Genomic DNA, 21,064 nt, shown 5'->3' on the forward strand with positions numbered 1-21,064 from the left:
AGCGGACGATCGACCCCGGTCGCTTGAGCTGGGTCGATGGCCCGTTCGACTATTCGCTCCCCGTCGAGCTGCAACCGCAGCCGCGCGGGGAGCGTCTTTGTCGCCGCCCTTCCTGGGCGTTCGACACGGCACGGTTCGGCGACGCGCCCTCACGGCGTACGGCGAAGGCCCCACAAGGGCCGCGGTAAGTGCGTAATACCGCCCATAGGGGTACGGGCAATCTGGGGCATCAAGGAAGAGCTGGTACGCATGAGGGCATTCAACGCATCGCCAAAAACGGTGCCTTGCGCGTACAACCCTGACGGGGGGAAGCGTGTCCAACAGGCGTGGCAGAGGTACTCGGCATCGCGATCGGCCCGGCGGGCGCAGGCGGCACAGCTGTGGCGCGGCCGCCGCGTACTCGCATCCCCGGTGGTATGCCGGTGATCGCGCCCTGGCCCGCCGCGCGCCCCTCGCAGGCACCGTCCCAGCACGGGAACGCTGACGAGGCGATGGCAGCGGGCACCACAGTCGACCACCTCACCGAGACCTACAGAGCGCACTACCGCTCCCTCCTCGGTCTCGCCGCGCTGCTCCTGGACGACACCGCGTCCTGCGAGGACGTCGTCCAGGAAGCGTTCATCCGTGTGCACTCCGCGCGCAACCGCGTGCGCGACCCCGAGAAGACCCTCGCCTATCTGCGGCAGACGGTCGTCAACCTCTCCCGCTCCGCGCTGCGCCGCCGCATCCTCGGACTGAAGCTGCTGTCCAAGCCGATGCCCGACATGGCGAGCGCCGAAGAAGGCGCGTACGAACAGCTGGAACGGGACCAATTGATCAAGGCGATGCGCGGTCTGCAACGGCGCCAGCGCGAAGTCCTCGTGCTGCGCTACTTCGCCGACATGACCGAGGCACAGGTCGCCGAGACGCTGGGCATATCGCTCGGCTCGGTAAAGGCGTACGGCTCACGGGGTATCGCGGCGCTGCGCGTCGCCATGGAGGCTCCGGCATGACCAGCAAGCAGTACGGCCCGCACGAGCCCGACTCCGAAGGCTCGACGGGCCGGCACGAAACGGCGCGCCCGGAGGACGGGGCGCCGGAGGGCGAGATGCGCCCGGAGACCGGGCCGCCGGAGGGCGGCACGCGTCCGGGTGCGCGTACGCCGGATGACAACGATGACAACGGTGCCATGGGCGGCGGCTTCGGCGGCCCCGGCGGCTTCGGCGGTCTCGATGGCCGTGGCGGTCTCGATGGCCGTGGCGGCCTCGACGGCCGTGGCGGTGAGGAGGAGCTGCGGAACCTCCTCCAGTCCGCCGTACGCGACCTGGAACCGTCCCCCGACTCCCTCGACCACCTCCGCCGCGCGGTACCGGCCCGGCGCAGGCGCCGCCGGCACGCCGTGGCCGGAGCCGCCGCCGTACTGCTCTTCGGCGGTACGGCCATGCCCGCCATGCTGCACGTCGCCAACGGCGGGGGAGACGACGCCGACCGCCAGGCCAACGCCGCCAGCAGCTCCCGGGCGCACGTCACGACCGGCGGCACGCACGGCGGGCCCGCCGGGCACCACACCGACCGCCCGGCCGGCAAGGACGGCAAGAAGGGCGACAAGGACGACCAGAAGACCGACAAGGACAAGGGCAGGAGCGAGGGCGGCAGCACCGACCAGCCCGGCGACCCCGCCGCCGACCCGGCCGCCACGATGGACGTCACCTCCCCGGCCTGCTTGCGCGCACAGCTCGGCGACGGCAGCGCCAGCGTCGCCGCCCCCGACGCCGAAGGCCGTGTCTACGGCGCCCTCAAGGTCGTCAACATCTCCACCACCTCCTGCTCCGTCGACGGCGGCGGCAGCGTCGTCGCCGTGGCCCAGGGCAGCGCCGACCCGAGCCGCGTCCAGGTCGTCGACCACACGGCGGGCGACGCCGCGCCCGGACTGCCGGACCCCGCAGCGGCGCCCGGCCAGCTCGTGCTCAAGCCCGGCGAGGCGTACGAGGTGAAGTTCGCCTGGATCCCGGCGCAGGGCGGCGGCCCCTCGGGCTGCGCGACAACCGGTACGCCCACGCCCGGCACGTCGGAGGGGGCGGGCGGCGGCGAGCCGGCCAACACGTCCTCCGCCGAGGGCAACGGCGACGAGGCCGGCGGCGGCAGCGAAGGACCCGGGGACGGCGGTACGCAGGCGGCCAGTGTCGCGGTCAGCCACACCCCGGAGGCGGGAGAGCCGTCCGCTGCCTCCACCACGCTCAACGAGGCGTGCGCGGGCACGGTCTACCGCACCGGCGCCCTGCCGGCGCAGTAGCGACCCCGAGTCGTTCCAGTCGACGGGGTGTTCTTGTCGACGGGGTCGTGTCGACGAGGTGATCTGGTCGACTCGGGTCACCGAGGCGCTGCGGGCCGGCGGATACGGGCCCGCCGTCCGGGTACGAGGCACGTGCCCGTACCTTTGATGGTGTGTACCGGTTCCTGCTCACCCCGCGATGGTGGGGAATCAACGTCTTCGTCCTGCTGGCGATCCCCGTGTGCATCTTCATGGGCAGCTGGCAGCTGAGCCGCTTCGAGGACCGCGTCGACAGCCACCAGCAGCAGGAACACCGGGCGGCCGACGCCAAGGCCGCGGCCGCCCGCCCGGTGACACAGCTGCTGCCCGTCGACCAGAACACCTCGGGCCGGAGCGCCACCGCGACCGGGCACTACGACACCGGTCACCAGATGCTCGTCCCCGGCCGGAAGCTCGGCGAGCGGACCGGCTTCTACGTGCTGACCATGCTGCGTACGGACGGCGGCAGGGCGCTGCCCGTCGTACGCGGCTGGCTGCCGGGCGACGCGGACTCCAAGGCCGCCACGGCGAAGGTGCCGGCGCCCCCGCGGGGCAAGGTCACCGTCACCGGCGCCCTCCAGGCCTCGGAGAGCCAGGGCACGCAGGGCGTCCAGACCGGCGGCGGCCTGCCGCAGGGCCAGCTCGGCATGATCAGCGCGGCGTCGCTGGTCAACATCGTGCCGTACGACGTGTACGACGCGTGGATCACCGTCTCCGACGCACAGGCCCCCCTGAAGGCCGTGCCGCCGGCCGCGGCCGAGGGCAGCGGACTGGACCTGAAGGCGTTCCAGAACCTCGGCTACACCGGCGAGTGGTTCGTCTTCGCGGGCTTCGTCATCTTCATGTGGTTCCGCCTCTTCCGCCGCGAATCCGAAGCGGCCCGGGACGCGGCGCTGGGAATTCCTACGGACGAGCCGGGCGGTCCGCCGGCAACGGCCGAGGCGAAAATCACCTCACCGTCCTGAGGCGCAAGGGGGGCCTTCCCGCCCCCGCCCCACCCCACCCCGAACTCAGCCCCGGCCATGGTCGTTCCCCGGCCCCCGGCCGCTCCGCCCCCCCCCGCGGCCATGGCGTCCCAGGCCGCGGGGCGAGCGGGCTCTTCGTTACTCAGGACTCAGGTGTGGGTCAGCCGACCTCCAGGTGGCGGCGGGCGAAGTCGAGTTCCAGGCGGAGCTGCTTGATGCGTTCCTCCACTACGAGGGAGCCGTGGCCCGCGTCGTAGCGGTAGACCTCGTGCGGGTGGGCGCGGGCCTTGAGGCGGTCGACGTAGTTCTCCACCTGGCGGATGGGGCAGCGCGGGTCGTTGACCCCGGCGGAGATGTACACCGGGGCGCGGACGGCGTCCACGTACGTCAGCGGGGAGGACGCCTTGAAACGCTCGGGCACCTCCTCCGGCGTGCCGCCGAGGAGCGTGCGGTCCATCGCCTTCAGGGCCTCCATCTCGTCGTGGTACGCCGTGACGTAGTCCGCGACGGGGACGGCGGCCAGGCCGAGGGCCCAGGACTCGGGCTGGGTGCCGAGGCCGAGGAGGGTCAGGTAACCGCCCCAGGAGCCGCCGGAGAGGACGAGCCTGGCCGGGTCGGCGAGGCCGGATTCCACCGCCCAGTCGCGGACGGCGGCGATGTCCTCCAGCTCGATCAGGCCGACGCGGTGCTTGAGCGCGTCCGTCCACTCGCGGCCGTATCCCGTCGAGCCGCGGTAGTTGACCCGTACGACGGCGAAGCCGTGGTCCACCCAGGCGGCCGGCGCCGAGGCGAAGGCGTCGCTGTCGTGCCAGGTCGGGCCGCCGTGGATGTCGAAGACGGTGGGGAAGGGACCGTCTCCGGCGGGCGTCTGGACCAGGGCGTGGATGCGGCCGCCGGGGCCCTCGACCCAGGTGTCCGTCACCGGGACGGAGCCCGGGGCCTTCATGCCGGGCGGGTCGAGGACGACCGCGCCGCTCGTGGAGCGGACCTCCGGGGGCTGGGCGGCGGAGGACCAGAGGAACTCCACGGTGCCGTCGGGCCGGGCGGTGGCGCCCGAGACCGTGCCCGTCGGGGTCTCGACGCGGGTCAGCTCGCCGTCGGCGGGGGCGTACCGCCACAGCTCGCCGCGGGCCTGGAACTCGTGCTCCACCAGCAGGGCCGAACCGTCGGGGTACCAGTCGGCGCCGACGTCGCCGGGCAGGTCGATGGCGAGGGCGGTCTCCTCGCCGGTCAGCGGATCCCAGATCATCGGCTCCCAGCGGCCGCGGCGCTGGTGGCCCACCAACAGCCGGGTGTCGCCGTCGACCGGCGCGAAGCCCATCACGGACAGGCCCAGTTCCTCGGTGCCGCCCTTGGTGTCGTCCAGCTCGGCGACGGTGGAGCCGTCGGCGCGGACGACGCGGATCGCGGAGTGCATCGCGTCACCGTGCTCGGTGTGCTCGATGGCGATCAGGGAGCCGTCGTGGGAGAGGGCGCCGACACCGGCCGACTCGCGGTGGCGGTAGATCTCCACCGGGTCCTGGCCGGGCCGGACGACGTGGACGGTCGAGCCCTCCTCGTCGGTGGAGCAGCCGATGACGGCCGAGCCGTCGCGGCCGAGGGCGAGTCCGCCCGGGTAGGAGGGGGCGAGGCCGGGCGCGGCCGGCTCGTCCTCGCCGCCGCCGAACGGCTGGCGCATCCAGACGCCGAACTCGTCGCCGTCGGTGTCGGAGAACCACCAGATCCACTCGCCGTCGGGGGTGAGCGTCCCGTCCGTCGTGCCGTTCGGCCGGTCCGTGACCTGGCGCTGCGCACCGTCGGCCCGGTCCCACGCGTACAGCTCGAAGGTGCCGGTGGCGTTCGACACGAACAGGGAGCGCTCGGGGGCGTCCTCCGCCCACTCGGGCAGCCCGACGCGGGGGGCCCGGAAGCGCTTCTCCCAGTCCGGCATGGACTCGGTGGTGGCAGTGGTCTCGTCAGTCATGGGACCCATTCTGCGCCCGGCGTGGGAGATCTCGTCGGGCCGTCCGTTCGCCTGTGGAAAACTCTCGGCGGGAGCATGTCAGGGGTTGGTCGAGCCGGGCCGGGGCAGGGGGCCGGGAGGCGGCCAGCGGCCCGCCGTGTGCGGCCAGTAGAGTGCGGCTCCGAATCCGCTCGAACTCCGAGGTAGCCGGCTGTGACCCCCGCCACGTCCCCACCCCCCACGCCACCGGCCGTGACCGTCGTCGGGATCGGAGCCGACGGGTGGGCGGGCATCCCGGCCACGTCGCAGTACGTGCTGCGGGACGCGGACGTCCTCATCGGCGGCCCACGCCAGCTGGACCTGCTGCCGGCGGAGTGCACGGGGCGCCGGGTGCCCTGGCCGTCCCCGCTGCGGCCCGCGGTGCCCGCACTGCTGGCGGCGCACGCCGGCCGCAAGGTCGCCGTGCTGGCCAGCGGCGACCCGATGTTCTACGGCATCGGGCGGACGCTCACCGAGGTGCTCGGCGACGGGGCGGTCGGCACCGACGCGCTGCGCATCCTGCCGCACCCCTCCTCCGTCTCCTACGCCTGTGCCCGGCTGGGCTGGCCGGTGGAGGAGACCGAGGTCGTCACGCTCGTCGGCCGGCCGCCCGCTCAGCTGTCCGCCGCCCTGCACCAGGGGCGTCGGCTGCTGGTCCTCAGCGCGGGCCCGGGCACGCCGGCCGAGGTCGCCCGGCTGCTGGGTGAACAGGGCTTCGGGCCGACGCGGATGCGGGTGCTCGAACAGCTCGGGGGCGAGGGGGAGCGCGTCCTGACCGGTACCGCCGAGGACTGGCCGCACCCGCCCGGGGACGCGCTGAACGTCATCGCCTTGGAGTGCCACCGGTCACCGGACGCGCTGCCGCTGGGCGCCGTGCCCGGACTGCCCGACGCCGCGTACGAGCACGACGGGCAGCTGACGAAGCGTCATGTGCGGGCGGCCACGCTGGGCGCGCTCGCTCCGGAGCCGGGCGAGCTGCTGTGGGACATCGGCGGCGGCTCGGGCTCCATCGCCATCGAGTGGATGCGGACCCACCGTTCGTGCCGCGCCGTCTGCGTCGAGCGCGACCCCGTACGGGCCGAGCGCATCGGGCGCAACGCCGACCGGCTCGGCGTACCGGCCCTTCGGGTCGTCACCGGCCCGGCCCCCGAGGCGCTGGCCGAACTTCGCTCCCCGGACGCGGTCTTCATCGGCGGCGGCCTGACCACCCCGGGCCTGCTCGCGGCCTGCTGGGCCGCGCTGCCGCCCGGCGGCCGGCTGGTCGCCAACACCGTGACGCTGGAGTCCGAGGCGCTGCTCGCGGACTGGTACCGGAGGCACGGCGGCGAGCTGGTACGGCTGGCCGTCTCGCACGCCGTACCGGTGGGCGGGTTCACCGGCTGGCGGCAGGCGATGCCGGTCACGCAGTGGGCCGTACGCAAGGGCCCCGGCCGGTCGGGAGACGGGACCGACCCAGGGGCCTTCGACGGCATCCGGGGAGGGACGTTCGACGCCCCCGCGGCGGCCGGGCCCGGTCACGGGCCCGAAGGTGACGACGACTACGAAGCACTTCCAGGAGACGACAGATGACCGTGTACTTCATCGGCGCGGGCCCCGGCGCGGCCGACCTGATCACGGTGCGCGGTGCCCGTACGCTCGCCGACTGCCGGGTCTGCCTGTACGCGGGCAGCCTCGTGCCCCGTGAACTGCTCGCCGAGTGCCCGCCGGACGCGCGTCTGGTGGACACCGCGCAGCTGAACCTGGACGAGATCATCGCCGAGGTGCTGCGCGCGCACGAGGCCGGGCACGACGTGGCCCGGCTGCACTCCGGCGACCCGTCGGTGTTCTCCGCGGTCGCCGAGCAGATGCGGCGGCTGGACGCGGCGGGCGTGCCGTACGAGATGGTGCCCGGCGTCCCGGCGTTCGCGGCGGCCGCCGCCGCGCTCAAGCGGGAGCTGACCGTGCCGACGGTCGGCCAGACGGTGATCCTCACCCGTATCGCGCAGCAGGCCACCGCGATGCCCGAGGGCGAGGACCTGGCCACCCTCGGACGCAGCGGCGCCCTTCTGGTGCTGCATCTGGCCGCCCGGTACGCGGACCGCGTCGTGGCGGAACTGCTGCCGCACTACGGGGCCGACTGCCCGGCCGCGGTCGTCGCGATGGCCAGCCGGCCCGACGAGGTCGTGCTGCGCGGCACCCTGGAGGACATCGCGGACCAGGTGAAGGCGGCCGGGATCGTCCGCACGGCGGTCATCATCGTGGGCCGCACGCTGGCCGCCGAGCAGTTCCGCGACAGCCACCTGTACTCGGCGGAGCGCGACCGCCACGTGTGCTGAGGCGGGGCACGGGGAGACAGGAGACGGAGCGTCGCTTCGTGCGGTCGGCCGGCGCCGCGGCGGTGGGTCAGCGGGGGCTGCTGCGCCCCACCACGTTGCCCGCGCGGTCGATGCAGATGACGTCGACGGTCACGGGGGCGCCGCGCAACACCTCAAGGGCCTGGTCCCGGGCGGTGGCCGCCACGAGGTCGCCCAGCGGGACCCCGGCCGCCGTGCACAGCTGAAGTGCCGCGAGCCCGGTGTTGGCCTCCGCCACCTCGGCCGCCAGCGCCTCGTCCGCGCCGCCGCGGCGTGCCAGGCCGGCGAGGAAGCCCTTGTCGACCTGGGAGCGGGCGGAGTGCAGGTCCAGGTGGCCGGCGGCCAGCTTGGAGAGCTTGGCGAAGCCCCCGCAGACCGTCAGCCGGTCCACGGGGTGGCGGCGGATGTACTTCAGCACCGCGCCCGCGAAGTCGCCCATGTCCAGCAGCGCGTCCTCGGGCAGCCCGTACTCGGCCACCACCGTCTTCTCGGACGTCGAGCCCGTGCAGCCGGCCACGTGCGTACGCCCGGCCGCGCGGGCCACGTCCACGCCGCGCCGGATGGAGTCGATCCATGCCGAGCACGAGTACGGCACGACGACGCCGGTCGTCCCGAGGATCGACAGCCCGCCCAGGATGCCGAGCCGCGGGTTCCACGTGGAGCGGGCGATCTCCTCGCCGTGGTCCACCGAGACGGTCAGCTCGACGTCCGCCGCGCCTCCCCCGTGGCGCGCGGCGACCTGCGCCAGATGGTCCCGCATCAGCCGGCGCGGTACCGGGTTGATGGCCGGCTCGCCGACATCGAGGGGGAGGCCCGGGCGGGTCACCGTCCCCACCCCGGGGCCGGCCTTGAAGACCACCCCGGAGCCGGGCGGCAGGGCTCGCACGGTGACGCGGACGAGCGCGCCGTGCGTGACGTCCGGGTCGTCCCCCGCGTCCTTGACCACACCCGCCGTCGCGCGCCTCCCGGCGGGCTCCCCAGGGCCACCCTCGGCCCCGGCCCGGTTCTCGGCTTCGGCCCCGGTCCCGCCCTCGGACAGCTCCTCGACCGCGAGCGCGAATGCCGGGGTCTGCCCCTTGGGCAGGGCGATCGTCACCGGGTCGGGGAAGTCGCCGGTCAGCAGCGCGGTGTAGGCGGCGGTGGCCGCAGCGGTGGCACAGGCACCGGTCGTCCAGCCGGGCCGCAGACCGGTGTGCTTGAGTTGGGCGCTGCGCCCGCCGCTCGCCTCAGTCATGGAAGGACCCGATGCACGCCACGCACGTACTGATCCTCGGCGGGACCACGGAGGCCCGCCGCCTCGCCACGGCGCTGGCCGACGGCCCGCTCGCCGGCGGTGTACGCGTGACGACCTCGCTCGCGGGCCGCGTCGCCCGTCCCGTGCTGCCGCCGGGCGAGGTACGCATCGGCGGCTTCGGCGGCGCCCAGGGGCTGGCCCAGTGGCTGCGCGCGCACCAGGTGGACGTGCTCATCGACGCCACCCATCCTTTCGCCGGAAAGATCAGTTTCAACGCGGCGACGGCCGCGGGCATGGCCCATGTTCCCCTGCTGGCGCTGCGCCGGCCCGGCTGGGTCCCCGGCGCGTGCGACGACTGGCACCCGGCCGGCTCCCTGCAGGAGGCCGCCGCGCTCCTCCCGGAGCTGGGCCGCCGGGTCTTCCTCACCACCGGCCGGATGGGCCTGTCCGCCTTCGCGGACCTGACGGACCTGTGGTTCCTCATGCGGTCCGTGGACGCACCCGAAGGGCCGTGCCCGCCGCACATGGAGGTGCTGCTCGACCGCGGCCCGTTCACCCTGGACGGAGAGCGGGCGCTGCTGCGCGAGCACCGGATCGACGTCGTGGTCACGAAGGACAGCGGGGGAGCGGCCACCGCCCCGAAGCTCACCGCCGCCCGTGAGGCCGGCGTCCCGGTGGTCCTCGTCCGCCGCCCGGCGGCCCCGGCCGGCGTCCCCGTCGCGGACGGCCCCGAACAGGCCGTCCGCTGGCTGGCGGATCACCTGGGCGAGGCCCTCCGTACGGAGGCGTGACCTCGGGAGGTGTGCCCCCAGAGGCGCGCCCGGGAGTCACGCCCCCGTCAGCCTCCCTCCGGGTACCGCCGCGGCATCAGTCCTCCGGATACCGCCGCGGCGTCCAGACGATCTGTTCGCCGCTGCCGCGCCGTACCGTCTGCGTCTGGGAGGAGCCGACGATCAGCAGGGTGCGCATGTCGACCTCGGACGGGTCCAGGTCGGCCAGCCGTACGATGCGGACGCTCTCCTCGGGGCCGCCGATGTCGCGGCCGAGCACCACCGGGGTGTCCGGCGCGCGGTGTTCGAGGAGCAGCTCGCGGGCCTTGCCTACCTGCCAGGTACGGCTGCGCGAACCGGGGTTGTAGAGCGCCAGCACCAGGTCGGCCGCGGCCGCGGCGCGCAGCCGCTCGGCGATGACCTCCCAGGGCTTGAGCCGGTCGGACAGCGAGATCGTGGCGTAGTCGTGGCCGAGCGGGGCGCCCGCGCGGGCCGCTGCCGCGTTCGCCGCCGTCACGCCCGGCAGCACCCGTACGGGCACCTCCGCGTACTCCGGCTGCGCGGCCGCCTCCAGCACGGCCGTGGCCATCGCGAAGACGCCGGGATCGCCGCCGGAGACGACCGCCACCCGCCGCCCGCGGCGCGCCAGGTCCAGGGCGAACTCGGCGCGCTCGGACTCGACCTTGTTGTCCGACCCGTGCCGCAGCTGCCCGGCCCGTACCGGCACCCGGTCCAGGTACGTCGTGTAGCCGACCAGGTCGGTGGCGTTGTCCAGGGCGCCGCGCGACTCGGGCGTCAGCCAGGGTGCCCCGGCGGGCCCGGTACCGACGACGGTCACCTCGCCGCGCCCCGGGGCCGCGGGCCCGCTGTCCACTCGGGACGGCAGTACGGCCACCGAGAAGTACGGCACCGACTCCGGGTCCACGTCCGCCAGCGCCGCCGTGCGCTCGCCCTCCATGTAGGCCCGCTCCACGTACCGCGCGTCCGCCAGCCGGCCCGCGCGCTCCAGGGCGCGGCGCACGGTCGGGAACGTACGGCCGAGCTTCATCACGACCGCCGAGTCGGCGGCGGCGAGCCGGGCCGTCAGCTCGTCCTCCGGCAGCGTGCCGGGCACGATCGTCAGGGTTTCCTCGGCCTCGACGAGCGGGACGCCCAGCCGGGCGGCAGAGGCGCTGACCGAGGTGATCCCGGGGACGACCTCGGTGGGGAAGCGGTGCGCGAGCCGCTTGTGCATGTGCTGGTACGAGCCGTAGAAGAGCGGGTCGCCCTCGGCGAGGACGGCGACCGTGCGGCCCGCTTCGAGGTGCGCCGCCAGCCGGGCCGAGGCCTCCTCGTAGAAGTCGTTGAGCGCGCCCCGGTAGCCGCCGGGGTGGTCCGTCGTCTCGACCGTGACCGGGTACCGCAGCAACTCCTCGATGTGGTCGGGCCGCAAATACCGCTCGGCGATCGCCCGGGCGCGGGACCGGCCGTGCCGGGCGCTGTGGTACGCGACGACGTCCGCCTCGCCGATGGCCTCGACGGCCCGCAGGGTCAGCAGGGACGGGTCGCCGGGCCCCAGCCCGACCCCGTACAGCTTCCCGGTGTTCCCGGCCTTCTCGGGGCCGCCTGCGCCCTCGGCGGCGCCGCTCTGCGTGGTGGTGCTCATTCCGCGGTGCTCGCAATCGCGTTGACGGCGGCCGCGGCCATCGCGCTGCCGCCGCGCCGGCCCCGCACCACCAGGTAGTCCAGGCCCAGCGCGTTGGCCGCCAGGGCGTCCTTCGACTCGGCCGCACCGATGAAGCCCACCGGTATGCCGAGCACGGCCGCCGGGCGCGGCGCGCCCTCCGCGACCATCTCCAGCAGGCGGAACAGGGCGGTCGGTGCGTTGCCCACGGCCACCACCGAGCCCTCCAGCAGGCCCCGGTCGCGCCACAGTTCCAGCGCGGCGGCGCTGCGCGTGGTGTCGAGCTTCGCGGCCAGCTCCGGTACGCCCGGCTCCGACAGGGTGCACACCACGTCGTTGTCCGCGGGCAGCCGCTTGCGGGTGACGCCGCTCGCGACCATCTGCGCGTCGCACAGCACCGGCGCGCCCGACTCCAGCGCGGCGCGGGCCCGGCCGATCACCTCCGGGCTGAAGGCGAGGTCGCGGACGAGGTCGGTCATCCCGCAGGCGTGGATCATCCGGACCGCGACCTGGGCGACGTCCGCGGGCAGCCCCGCGAGGTCCGCCTCCGCGCGGATGGTGGCAAAGGACTGGCGGTAGATCTCCGCCCCGTCCTTCTCGTAGTCGAACACTCTGCTCTCGCTCATCTCGTCGCTGTGGTCGCGGTGGTTGCGGTGGTCGGGGACCGCAGTGGTCACGTGGTGGCCGGGGACCGCGGTGGTCACGTGGTGGCCGGTGCCGCTGCGCTCGTACGTGCTGCCGCCACGGCGACGGCAAGGTCCGCTGACGTCCGTCCGTCCGCGGGCCCACAGGAGTCCGGTGACGTGTGCACGCCCGCGGACTCGCTCACACCAGATACATCTGAAGACCCGTTCATGTCTGCGGTGTCGGTCACGACAGTACGCAGGCGATCGCCGCGCTCCGTGACCCGGTACCCGTCGACCTCGTAGCCCTCGGGGGTGGCGACCACGTCCACCCAGTCGCCCTGCGGGTGGCCGCAGCGGCGCGCGCAGCCCGACCAGTACACCGGCAGCCCGCCGCCCGTGCCGAGGGCGCTGGCCGCGTCCGCCCGTACGTCGGCCAGCGACTTGGCGCAGCCGGGACGGCCGATGCAGGCGCCCACGCCGTGCCAGGGGGAGGCCGGGTCGGTGATCAGGCCGGCCGCGGCCAGCTCCCGCAGCCGGGCGTCGGCCGACTCCTGGCACAGCCCGGGGACGACCACGCCGCGCCACGGGGTGAGCCGCAGCTCGCCGGCGCCGTCCTTACGGGCCACGTCGGTCAGCAGCCTCCACTGCGCGGCGGTCAGCGTCCCCAGAGGGGCGAGGACGGACAGCGCCCGAAGGCCGCCGGGGCCCTCGACGATGCCGGGGGCGGGCGGCGCAGCTCCCGTAGGCGGCGAGGTCCGCTCCGTATCCGTAGCCGTGGCGGTATCCGCATCCGTATCCGTGCAGGGGCTGCCCGCCGCGTCCAGCCGCCGGGCCGTCTCGCGTACCAACGCGTCCGCGCCGTCCGGCAGATCGCGCACCCGCCAGGTGCGGGGCCGGCTCTCCGCCGTGTTGGACCCGCTCTCCGCCGCCGTGTTCGACCGGCTCTCCGCCGCCGCGTCCAGGAAGACCTCGGCGGCCGTCAGCGCGGCCCGGGGGCCGTCGGCGGCGCGCACCCGAAGAGCAGCGTCCGCAGCGCCGTCAGCAGCACCGTCCGCCGCACCGATGTGCAGCAGGGCGGCCCCGTCGCCGAGGGCGATCAATGTCACATCCGCGCCCAGCGCCGCCACGTCCCCGCGCCCGTCGTCCAGCGCGAACAGGAAGCGGCCCGAGAGCGCCGTCGCGGCGTCGCTCGCGCACAGCAGCCCGTCGAGGCCGCGCAGCCAGTCGCGTACCTCCGCGTGGCCGGCGCCGTCCAGCCCGGACAGCGGCGAGGCGACGATGTTCCGTACCCGTTCGTGCCGGTACGACGGCAGCAGTCCGGCCGCGTCGAGCAGGCCCGCGAGGGCCGCGCCGCATTCGCCGTCCAGGCCGCGCAATTGCACATTCCCGCGCGAGGTGAGATGCAGCGAACCGTCCCCGAGCCGGAGCGCCGCATCGGCCAGCGCGCCCGCCTGAGCGGCGGTCAGTACGCCGCCGGGCACCCGGACGCGGGCCAGCGCACCGTCGTCCGCGTTGTGCAGCCGCAAAGTGCCCGGGCAGGCGTCGAGGCGAACCGGTATGGGGGGTTCGTCCCGGGGTGGTGGGTTGGTCGCCGTGGGCATGGCGGCGAGCATACCGATCCTCTCCCGGCCGTCCGCCCCGCGCCGGGGAGGTGACCCTTACTATGACCACGGCGGACCACCCGGTCCGTCACCATCGCCGGCGACGGCGACAGGGGAGGAAGCCCGGTGCGAATCCGGCGCGGTCCCGCCACTGTGAGCCCGGCCCCTGCGGCCGGGTGAGTCAGGAACTCCCTTTCCCCCGCTCTCGGCCCTGCCGGAGCAGGGGAGATCCATTCCGACACCGCCCGGGGCGCGGACCCCGAGGAAGGCCCGACGCCGCATGCTGCCCACGTCCGGTGAGTCCACCCCGCAGCCGGGGAACCTCCAGTCCGAGGACCCGCAGTCCGGGGAGAACGCTCCCCGTCAGATCCTGCTCCTGTCGACCTCCGACACCGATCTGCTCAGCGCCCGCGCGGCCGGCGGCCCGGTCGGCTACCGCTTCGCCAACCCCTCCCGGCTGGACCTCGAAGAGCTGCCCGCCCTGCTGGACGGCTGCGACCTGGTCGTCGTACGCCTCCTCGGCGGCATCCGCGCCTGGCAGGAGGGCCTGGACCAGCTGCTCGCCGATGGCCGCCCGGTCGTCGTGCTGACCGGTGAACAGGCCCCCGACGCCCAGCTGATGGCCGCCTCGACCGTTCCGGTCGGCATCGCCGCCGAGGCGCACGCCTACCTCGCGCACGGCGGCCCGGCCAACCTGGAGCAGCTGGCCCGCTTTCTCTCCGACACCGTGCTGCTCACCGGCCACGGCTTCGAGCCCCCGGCCGCCGCGCCCTCCTGGGGCCCGCTGGAGCGGACCGCCCGTACGGACCTCGCCCCGGACGCCCCCACGGTCGCGGTGCTCTACTACCGCGCCCACCACATGAGCGGCAACACCGCCTTCGTGGACGCCCTGTGCGGCGCCGTCGAGGACGCCGGCGGCCGCCCGATGCCGCGGTACGTCGCCTCGCTGCGCGCGCCCGAGCCGGAGCTGATCGACGAGCTGCGCGCCGCCGACGTGATCATCACCACCGTGCTGGCGGCGGGCGGCACCAAGCCCGCCACCGCCTCGGCCGGCGGCGACGACGAGTCCTGGGACGCGGGCGCCCTCACCGGCCTCGACGTACCGGTCCTCCAGGCGCTCTGCCTGACCTCCTCGCGCGCCGATTGGGAGGAGAACGACGAGGGCGTCTCGCCGCTGGACGCGGCCAGCCAGATCGCCGTGCCCGAGTTCGACGGCCGCCTGATCACCGTCCCGTTCTCCTTCAAGGAGATCGACAAGGACGGCCTCCCGGCGTACGTAGCCGACCCCGAGCGCGCCGCACGGGTCGCCGGCACCGCCGTACGCCACGCCCGGCTGCGCCACATCGAGCCCGCCGACAAGCGCGTCGCGCTGGTGCTCTCCGCGTACCCGACCAAGCACTCCCGCATCGGCAACGCGGTGGGCCTGGACACTCCGGCCTCCGCCGTCGAGCTGCTGCGCCGCCTCCGCGCCGAGGGCTACGACTTCGGGCCCGAGGAGGAGATCCCGGGCCTGGTCTCCGGCGACGGCGACGAGCTGATCCGTGCGCTCATCGAGGCCGGCGGCCACGACCAGGACTGGCTCACCGAGGAGCAGCTGGCCCGCAACCCCGTCCGCATCCCGGCGGCCGACTACAAGCGCTGGTACGCCACGCTGCCGGAGGAGCTGCGCACCGCGGTCGAGGAGCACTGGGGCCCGGCCCCCGGCGAGATGTTCCTGGACCGCAGCCGCAACCCCGAGGGCGACATCGTGCTGGCGGCCCTGCGCCGCGGCAACCTGCTCATCCTCATCCAGCCGCCGCGCGGCTTCGGCGAGAACCCGATCGCGATCTACCACGACCCCGATCTGCCGCCCTCGCACCACTACTTGGCCGCTTACCGCTGGATCGCCGCCGCGCAGTCCGACGGCGGGTTCGGCGCCGACGCGATGATCCACCTGGGCAAGCACGGCAACCTGGAGTGGCTGCCCGGCAAGAACGCCGGCCTCTCCGCCGCCTGCGGCCCGGACGCCGCGCTCGGCGACCTGCCGCTGATCTACCCGTTCCTGGTCAACGACCCGGGCGAGGGCACCCAGGCCAAGCGCCGCGTGCACGCCACCCTCGTCGACCACCTCGTCCCGCCGATGGCCCGCGCCGACTCCTACGGCGACATCGCGCGCCTGGAGCAGCTGCTCGACGAGTACGCGCAGATCTCCTCCATGGACCCGGCCAAGCTGCCCGCGATCCGCGCGCAGATCTGGACGCTCATCCAGGCCGCCAAGCTCGACCACGACCTGGGCATGGAGGACCGCCCGGACGACGACGGCTTCGACGACTTCCTGCTGCACGTCGACGGCTGGCTGTGCGAGGTCAAGGACGCGCAGATCCGCGACGGCCTGCACGTACTCGGCGGCGCGCCGACCGGCGCCCCGCGCGTCGACCTGGTCCTCGCGATCCTCCGCGCCCGGCAGATCTGGGGCGGTACGTCAGCGCTGCCCGGCCTGCGCGAGGCGCTCGGCCTGGACGAGTCCGCGGCGACCCGCACCACCGCCGACGCCGCCGAGGAGCAGGCCCGCGCGCTGGTCCAGGCGATGGAGGACGCGGACTGGGCCCCCGAGGCCGTGGCGTCCGTCGCCGAGGGCCACTCGCAGCAGGTCGCGGACATCCTCGACTTCGCCGCCCGCGAGGTCGTGCCGCGCCTGGCCGGCACGACGGCCGAACTGGACCACGTCGTGCACGCCCTGAAGGGCGGCTTCGTACCGGCCGGCCCCTCGGGATCGCCCCTCCGCGGCCTGGTCAACGTCCTGCCGACCGGCCGCAACTTCTACTCCGTCGACCCGAAGGCTGTCCCGTCCCGCCTCGCGTGGGAGACCGGACAGGCGCTCGCCGACTCCCTCCTGGAGCGGTACAAGAGCGACAACGGCGACTGGCCCACTTCCGTCGGCCTGTCCCTGTGGGGCACGAGCGCGATGCGCACCGCCGGTGACGACGTCGCCGAGGCCCTCGCGCTGCTCGGCGTCCGCCCCGTGTGGGACGACGCCTCCCGCCGGGTAACGGGACTTGAACCCGTTGCTCCGGAAGAGCTGGGCCGCCCCCGCATCGACGTCACGCTCCGCATCTCCGGCTTCTTCCGGGACGCCTTCCCGCACACCATCGGTCTGCTGGACGACGCGGTCCGCCTGGTCGCGGGCCTCGACGAGCCCGCCGAGCAGAACTTCGTACGGGCGCACGCGCAGGCCGACCTCGCCGAGCACGGCGACGAACGCCGCGCCACCACCCGCATCTTCGGCTCCCGCCCGGGGACCTACGGCGCGGGCCTGCTCCAGCTGATCGACTCCCGCGACTGGCGCACCGACGCCGACCTCGCCGAGGTCTACACGGTCTGGGGCGGTTACGCGTACGGCCGCGGTCTCGACGGCTGTTCGGCCCGCGAGGAGATGGAGACGGCGTACAAGCGCATCGCCGTCGCCGCGAAGAACACCGACACCCGCGAGCACGACATCGCGGACTCGGACGACTACTTCCAGTACCACGGCGGCATGGTGGCCACCGTACGTGCGCTGCGGGGCACAGCCCCCGAGGCGTACATCGGCGACTCCACCCGCCCGGAGACGATCCGCACGCGCACCCTCGTGGAGGAGACCTCGCGCGTCTTCAGGGCGCGGGTCGTGAACCCCAAGTGGATCGAGGCCATGCGCCGCCACGGCTACAAGGGCGCCTTCGAGCTCGCCGCGACGGTCGACTACCTCTTCGGGTACGACGCCACCACCGGCGTGGTCGCCGACTGGATGTACGACAAGCTCACCGAGACCTACGTCCTGGACCCGGAGAACCGCGCGTTCCTCCAGGAGGCCAACCCCTGGGCCCTGCACGGCATCGCCGAGCGCCTCTTGGAGGCCGAGTCCCGCGGTATGTGGGCCAAGCCCGACCCCGCGGCCCTCGAAGCGCTCCGCGAGATCTTCCTGGAGACCGAGGGCGACCTGGAGGGCGAGGACTGAGCGCCGCCTGAGGCCCGACGGCTCCCGGGGCCCGGCTACTCCGCCGGGGCCCGGGAGCCGTTCGTGCGATTGAGGAAGGCCAGCAGGCCGCAGCACAGCACCGCCAGTGCCGCCGCCGCGGCCAGCAGCCGGGTCATCGGGACGGCGGCACCCATCGCGCTGAGCAGCAGGGGAGCGAACATCCCCAGGTAGGCGAGGCTCCAGAAGTACGACGTGAGGCGGGCGAGGGCGGCCGGAGTCGCGAGGGCCGCGGTGGTGGCCAGGCCGTAGGTGAGGGCGAGCCCGTACCCGGCGCCCAGCACCGCCCCGGCGAGCAGGGCGAGCACCGGCTGCCGGTACGCGACGGCCGGTACGGCGAGCGCGAAGCCCGCGGCCATCACCAGCAGGCCGGCGGCCCCGGTGAGCAGCCGGCTGCGACCGCTCAGCCGCCGGGCCAGCGGCTGCACCGCGACCCCCGAGCCGGGCACGACCGCGGTCGCCACCCCCGCGTACACCACCTGCCAGCCGGTGAGGCCACCGTCCACCAGCCCGGGGAGGGTCGCGAACCCGACCGTCGGCGCGGCGAAGACCCAGGGGGCCAGAGGGAGGACGGCACGCCGGAAGCCGGCGGTACGGCCGGTGGCGCGGCGTGCGCCGGTACGGCCGGTGGCGGCGCGTTCGCCGACGGGGCGGGTCTCAGGGATACGGGTGGCGGCGGCGCCGCGCGGGCCGGTGGGCCGGGTCTCCGGGCCGCCCAGGGAGAGGCAGCCGGCGAGCAGCGCCAGCACCACGTGGGGCAGATACGCCAGGACCATCGGCCAGGGCGCCCACTGCGCGATCAGCGAGGCGGACAGCCCGCCGGAGGCGAAGCCGAGCGAGACGAAGATCCCCGAGCGCCGGGCGGCCACCGTCTCCGTACCCGTCGGCGCGTACGGCGGCGAGGAGAGCTCCTTCACCCATGCGCCACCGGCCGCCAGCAGCGCACCGGCGCTGATCCCGGTGAGCAGCCGGCCGGGCGCCAGCCAGAACGCCGTGTCGGCGCCGAGCATCAGCAGCAGCGTGGCGGCCAGATTCAGGGCGAGCGCGGTGAACGCCACGGGGCGCCGGCCGTAGCGGTCGGCGAGCGGCGCGGCGGCGAGCAGCCCGGGTATCAGCCCCACCGCGTACACCGCGAGCAGCGCGTTCACCGCGGCGTCCGAGAGGCCGGCGGTGCGGTAGGCACCGAGCAGCGCGGCGAACTGGTTGGCGCTCCAGCCGGAGGCGGTCATCATCAGCGCCGTCCGCAGGCCGTACCGGCGCGGGGCGGGCGGCGTACGGGGTGCGGGGGAGGTACGGGTCGGTATCAGTCCGGCGGTGTCGGTCACCAGCCCGTTGTACGGGCACCGGGCCTCTCCCCGCCGCCCGCATTCACGATTCGTTAACGGACATACGCGCAGATAGCGGCTGCGTCGTACGCTGGACAACCATGGACCTCCGGCTGCTCCCGTCATTCCTGGCCGTGGTCGAAGAACAGCACTTCGGCCGGGCGGCGGCCCGCCTCTTCCTCACCCCGCCGGCCGTCACCCAGCACATCCGCCGCCTGGAGAGCGAGCTCGGCACCCCGCTGCTGCACCGGAACCCGGTACGGCCGACCGCCGCCGGGGCACGCCTCGCCGAGCACGCCCGCGCCCTGCTGGCCGCGGCGGACGCGGCGGTCGAGGACGTGCACGAGGTGGTGCGCCGGGACCGGGAGCGCACCACCCGCCCGCTGCGGATCGGGATCATGGGCCACGGCTCGGCGGAGATCACCCCGGCGGCGGTGAACGCCTACCGCAGGGCGCGCCCCGAGACACCCGTCGAAGTGGTCCAGCTCAATTTCACCGAACACGTCACGGCGCTGGTCGAGGGCCGGGTGGATCTGGCCTTCATCCGGCCGATGCCCGACGACGACCGGCTGGTCGGCGATGTGCTCCTCACCGAGCAGCGCATCGTGGTCGTCCCCGAGTCCGACCGGCTCGCCGATGCCCGTACCGAGGGCGTGCGCGTCGCCGACCTCGCCGACCTGCCGATCTTCCGGGTGCCGGACCACACGCCGTCGATCTTCAAGGACTACCTCTACTTCCACAACGAGGCCGCCCGCCGCGGCCGCAGCGTCGCCCTCTTCCCGCAGGAGGTGCTCACCGGCGTACTCACCGGCCACGGCGCCGGCTCCGGCCTCCGCTCCTTCGCCCGCTACTACAACTGGCCCGGTGCGGTCTTCGTCCCGGTACTGGACGCGCCCCTGGAGTCCAGCCACCTGGCGGCACGCGCCGGCGACACCGATCCCGAGGTCGCCATATTCCGCGCTCTGGCCACCACCCTCGCCCGCGAACTGGCCCCCCGCATCAACGCCATGCCCCTCCCCTGACCCGCCAACGGTCCACGCGGGGAAAAAGGACGCGTACTAGTACCGGCCGGAGCGTCCCCCAAGTGCCGTGCGAAACTCCCGAGATGACCTTTTGGAGCCGTCCCGGCACCCGGCAGGCCGCCCGCGGAGCCGCGCCGCTGCCCGCCGTACTGCTTTCCGCCTGCGCCGCCGCGTCGGTCCTCAGCGGCTGCACGGACGGGGGCTCGGACTCCGCCGGGAACGCCCGTCCCGGCTTCGTCAGCGGTAAGAGCGGCTTCGACACGGTCCCCGTCTCGGACCGCGAGCCGGCCCCCGACATCAAGGGCCGGACGACACAAGGGAAGCCGCTCGACATCGACGACTACAAGGGCAAGCTCGTCGTGCTCAACATCTGGGGCTCCTGGTGCGGTCCGTGCGATGCGGAGGCGCCCGACTTCGCCAAGGTCGCCGGGGAGAGCCGGGCCAAGGGCGTACGGTTCGTCGGCATCAACACCCGCGACAGCAACACCGCACAGGCCCGCACCTTCGAAGAGCAGCACAAGATGCCGTACCCCAGCCTGTTCGACCCGGCCGGCAAGCTCCTGGTGCGGTTCCCCAAGGGCAGCATCAACCCGCAGTTCATCCCGTCCACCGTCGTCATCGACCGCCAGGGCCGACTCGCCGCCCGAGCCATCGGCCCCGTCGGCGCCCCCCAACTACGCAAGATGCTCAAGCCCCTGACCGCAGAGGGCCTCTGATCCCTCAGGCGATCCTTGAACTCGCGGACAGCCTCTGATCCCCGCGGACAGCCTCGGATCCGGCAGAGTGGCATCCCGCGCTGACCGGGGACTGCCTCAGTTCATAGGCCGCCGCTTCAGGTCACCGGGGCGGCGAAGGGGAGAGCCGGCAGGACGGTAAGACGGTATGTCTGCGTGGTCAGGCGGTGAGCAGGTGTGTCGCCTGCCAGGCGAGTACGCAGTGGAGCACGACGCAGGCGGACCATCCGCCGGCTCCCTTGGCACCGTGCCTGGCCACCTGTACCCACCCCGCCACTGCCAGGAGCGCGGCGAGGCTCCACAGGACCCAGGAAACGGCCTGCCAGGTCCTGGACAGGTCGGTGAGAAAACCGATCAGGGGTACGGGAATGAGCGCGAGCAGGGGAACCGCCCAGGTCGCGTCGGTGGCCTTGTTCGTCTCGGTGGCCTTGTTCGTGGGGGTGTCGGCGTCGTCCGTCATAAAGCAGCTCTCCGATTGCGCGGACGCGGGGCAGCAGTCCGCTGCCCCGCGCTATCGATCACTGTTCCA

Annotated in this window: 16 protein-coding genes and 1 riboswitch; of the genes, 9 read left to right on the forward strand and 7 right to left on the reverse strand. The window is 74.0% G+C overall.

Going from position 1 to position 21,064, the window contains the following annotated elements:
* The first annotated feature begins 326 nt into the window (after positions 1-326).
* The 3 genes from ACIGQF_RS26240 to ACIGQF_RS26250 all read left to right on the forward strand — a co-directional run bounded on the left by ACIGQF_RS26240 (position 327) and on the right by ACIGQF_RS26250 (position 3,255).
* Positions 327-992 (forward strand): SigE family RNA polymerase sigma factor, encoded by a 666-nt coding sequence (locus ACIGQF_RS26240; protein ID WP_399714711.1) that lies wholly within the window; start codon positions 327-329, stop codon positions 990-992.
* Positions 989-2,272 carry a hypothetical protein gene (locus ACIGQF_RS26245; RefSeq protein ID WP_399714713.1) on the forward strand — a complete coding sequence of 428 codons (1,284 nt, stop codon included), beginning with the start codon at positions 989-991 and terminating at the stop codon, positions 2,270-2,272. Before ACIGQF_RS26240 ends, ACIGQF_RS26245 begins: the two co-directional genes overlap by 4 nt.
* 152 nt (positions 2,273-2,424) lie before the next feature.
* Positions 2,425-3,255, forward strand: a complete 831-nt coding sequence (locus ACIGQF_RS26250; RefSeq protein ID WP_399714716.1) for an SURF1 family protein — start codon at positions 2,425-2,427, stop codon at positions 3,253-3,255.
* Between the two features lie 160 nt (positions 3,256-3,415).
* Here ACIGQF_RS26250 and ACIGQF_RS26255 read toward each other — a convergent pair whose 3' ends face one another.
* Positions 3,416-5,218, reverse strand: coding sequence for a S9 family peptidase (locus ACIGQF_RS26255; RefSeq protein WP_399714719.1), 1,803 nt, complete (start codon positions 5,216-5,218; stop codon positions 3,416-3,418).
* Positions 5,219-5,410: 192 nt separating this feature from the next.
* Between ACIGQF_RS26255 and cbiE the strand changes: the two genes are divergently transcribed.
* Both cbiE and cobM read left to right on the forward strand, forming a co-directional pair.
* A complete protein-coding gene (gene cbiE / locus ACIGQF_RS26260; RefSeq protein WP_399714721.1) occupies positions 5,411-6,805 on the forward strand; it encodes a precorrin-6y C5,15-methyltransferase (decarboxylating) subunit CbiE in 1,395 nt (464 codons plus the stop codon).
* Positions 6,802-7,551, forward strand: coding sequence for a precorrin-4 C(11)-methyltransferase (gene cobM, locus ACIGQF_RS26265; protein ID WP_399714723.1), 750 nt, complete (start codon positions 6,802-6,804; stop codon positions 7,549-7,551). Before cbiE ends, cobM begins: the two co-directional genes overlap by 4 nt.
* A gap of 67 nt (positions 7,552-7,618) precedes the next feature.
* Here cobM and ACIGQF_RS26270 read toward each other — a convergent pair whose 3' ends face one another.
* Entirely contained in the window at positions 7,619-8,803 is a 1,185-nt protein-coding gene (locus ACIGQF_RS26270; protein ID WP_399714726.1) for a cobalt-precorrin-5B (C(1))-methyltransferase, read from the reverse strand.
* An 11-nt stretch (positions 8,804-8,814) separates the two neighbouring features.
* On the opposite strand from ACIGQF_RS26270, the gene ACIGQF_RS26275 reads away from it, so the two are divergent.
* Complete coding sequence (locus ACIGQF_RS26275) at positions 8,815-9,594, forward strand: cobalt-precorrin-6A reductase (protein ID WP_399714729.1); 780 nt, start codon at positions 8,815-8,817, stop codon at positions 9,592-9,594.
* Between the two features lie 76 nt (positions 9,595-9,670).
* Here the strand turns inward: ACIGQF_RS26275 and ACIGQF_RS26280 are convergent, their stop codons facing one another.
* From ACIGQF_RS26280 to cobG, 3 genes are all read right to left on the reverse strand, one after another.
* Complete coding sequence (locus tag ACIGQF_RS26280) at positions 9,671-11,218, reverse strand: precorrin-2 C(20)-methyltransferase (RefSeq protein WP_399714731.1); 1,548 nt, start codon at positions 11,216-11,218, stop codon at positions 9,671-9,673.
* Entirely contained in the window at positions 11,215-11,862 is a 648-nt protein-coding gene (locus ACIGQF_RS26285; protein WP_361552860.1) for a precorrin-8X methylmutase, read from the reverse strand. The genes ACIGQF_RS26280 and ACIGQF_RS26285 overlap by 4 nt, the downstream gene beginning before the upstream one ends.
* Positions 11,863-11,936: 74 nt before the next feature.
* Positions 11,937-13,475 carry a precorrin-3B synthase gene (cobG, locus tag ACIGQF_RS26290; protein WP_399714734.1) on the reverse strand — a complete coding sequence of 513 codons (1,539 nt, stop codon included), beginning with the start codon at positions 13,473-13,475 and terminating at the stop codon, positions 11,937-11,939.
* Positions 13,476-13,578: 103 nt separating this feature from the next.
* A riboswitch (cobalamin riboswitch) is annotated at positions 13,579-13,654 on the forward strand.
* An 89-nt stretch (positions 13,655-13,743) separates the two neighbouring features.
* Here cobG and cobN point away from each other — a divergent pair.
* On the forward strand, positions 13,744-17,436 hold the full coding sequence (cobN, locus tag ACIGQF_RS26295) for a cobaltochelatase subunit CobN (protein WP_399714736.1): 3,693 nt from the start codon (positions 13,744-13,746) through the stop codon (positions 17,434-17,436).
* A gap of 35 nt (positions 17,437-17,471) precedes the next feature.
* On the opposite strand, the gene ACIGQF_RS26300 is transcribed toward cobN, so the two are convergent.
* Positions 17,472-18,779, reverse strand: a complete 1,308-nt coding sequence (locus tag ACIGQF_RS26300) for an MFS transporter (RefSeq protein WP_399714739.1) — start codon at positions 18,777-18,779, stop codon at positions 17,472-17,474.
* A 101-nt stretch (positions 18,780-18,880) separates the two neighbouring features.
* On the opposite strand from ACIGQF_RS26300, the gene ACIGQF_RS26305 reads away from it, so the two are divergent.
* Together ACIGQF_RS26305 and ACIGQF_RS26310 are read left to right on the forward strand one after the other, a co-directional pair.
* Entirely contained in the window at positions 18,881-19,801 is a 921-nt protein-coding gene (locus ACIGQF_RS26305) for a LysR family transcriptional regulator (RefSeq protein ID WP_399714742.1), read from the forward strand.
* An 83-nt stretch (positions 19,802-19,884) separates the two neighbouring features.
* Positions 19,885-20,517: a TlpA family protein disulfide reductase gene (locus tag ACIGQF_RS26310; RefSeq protein ID WP_399714745.1), complete on the forward strand. Its 633-nt coding sequence runs from the start codon at positions 19,885-19,887 to the stop codon at positions 20,515-20,517.
* A gap of 178 nt (positions 20,518-20,695) precedes the next feature.
* Here the strand turns inward: ACIGQF_RS26310 and ACIGQF_RS26315 are convergent, their stop codons facing one another.
* Positions 20,696-20,995, reverse strand: a complete 300-nt coding sequence (locus ACIGQF_RS26315; RefSeq protein WP_399714747.1) for a hypothetical protein — start codon at positions 20,993-20,995, stop codon at positions 20,696-20,698.
* Positions 20,996-21,064 lie beyond the last annotated feature (69 nt).

Source organism: Streptomyces sp. NPDC053560 (genome assembly GCF_044544605.1).
In the GTDB taxonomy this organism is placed as follows: domain Bacteria; phylum Actinomycetota; class Actinomycetes; order Streptomycetales; family Streptomycetaceae; genus Streptomyces.

Excerpts from the sequence above, each read along its gene's own strand:
- ACIGQF_RS26285 (WP_361552860.1), bottom strand. The coding sequence starts at position 11,862 with ATGAGCGAGAGCAGAGTGTTCGACTACGAGAAGGACGGGGCGGAGATC.
- ACIGQF_RS26310 (WP_399714745.1), top strand. The coding sequence starts at position 19,885 with ATGACCTTTTGGAGCCGTCCCGGCACCCGGCAGGCCGCCCGCGGAGCC.
- ACIGQF_RS26280 (WP_399714731.1), bottom strand. The coding sequence starts at position 11,218 with ATGAGCACCACCACGCAGAGCGGCGCCGCCGAGGGCGCAGGCGGCCCC.
- ACIGQF_RS26275 (WP_399714729.1), top strand. The coding sequence starts at position 8,815 with ATGCACGCCACGCACGTACTGATCCTCGGCGGGACCACGGAGGCCCGC.
- cobM (WP_399714723.1), top strand. The coding sequence starts at position 6,802 with ATGACCGTGTACTTCATCGGCGCGGGCCCCGGCGCGGCCGACCTGATC.
- ACIGQF_RS26255 (WP_399714719.1), bottom strand. The coding sequence starts at position 5,218 with ATGACTGACGAGACCACTGCCACCACCGAGTCCATGCCGGACTGGGAG.
- cobG (WP_399714734.1), bottom strand. The coding sequence starts at position 13,475 with ATGCTCGCCGCCATGCCCACGGCGACCAACCCACCACCCCGGGACGAA.
- cobN (WP_399714736.1), top strand. The coding sequence starts at position 13,744 with ATGCTGCCCACGTCCGGTGAGTCCACCCCGCAGCCGGGGAACCTCCAG.
- ACIGQF_RS26305 (WP_399714742.1), top strand. The coding sequence starts at position 18,881 with ATGGACCTCCGGCTGCTCCCGTCATTCCTGGCCGTGGTCGAAGAACAG.
- ACIGQF_RS26245 (WP_399714713.1), top strand. The coding sequence starts at position 989 with ATGACCAGCAAGCAGTACGGCCCGCACGAGCCCGACTCCGAAGGCTCG.
- ACIGQF_RS26270 (WP_399714726.1), bottom strand. The coding sequence starts at position 8,803 with ATGACTGAGGCGAGCGGCGGGCGCAGCGCCCAACTCAAGCACACCGGT.
- ACIGQF_RS26315 (WP_399714747.1), bottom strand. The coding sequence starts at position 20,995 with ATGACGGACGACGCCGACACCCCCACGAACAAGGCCACCGAGACGAAC.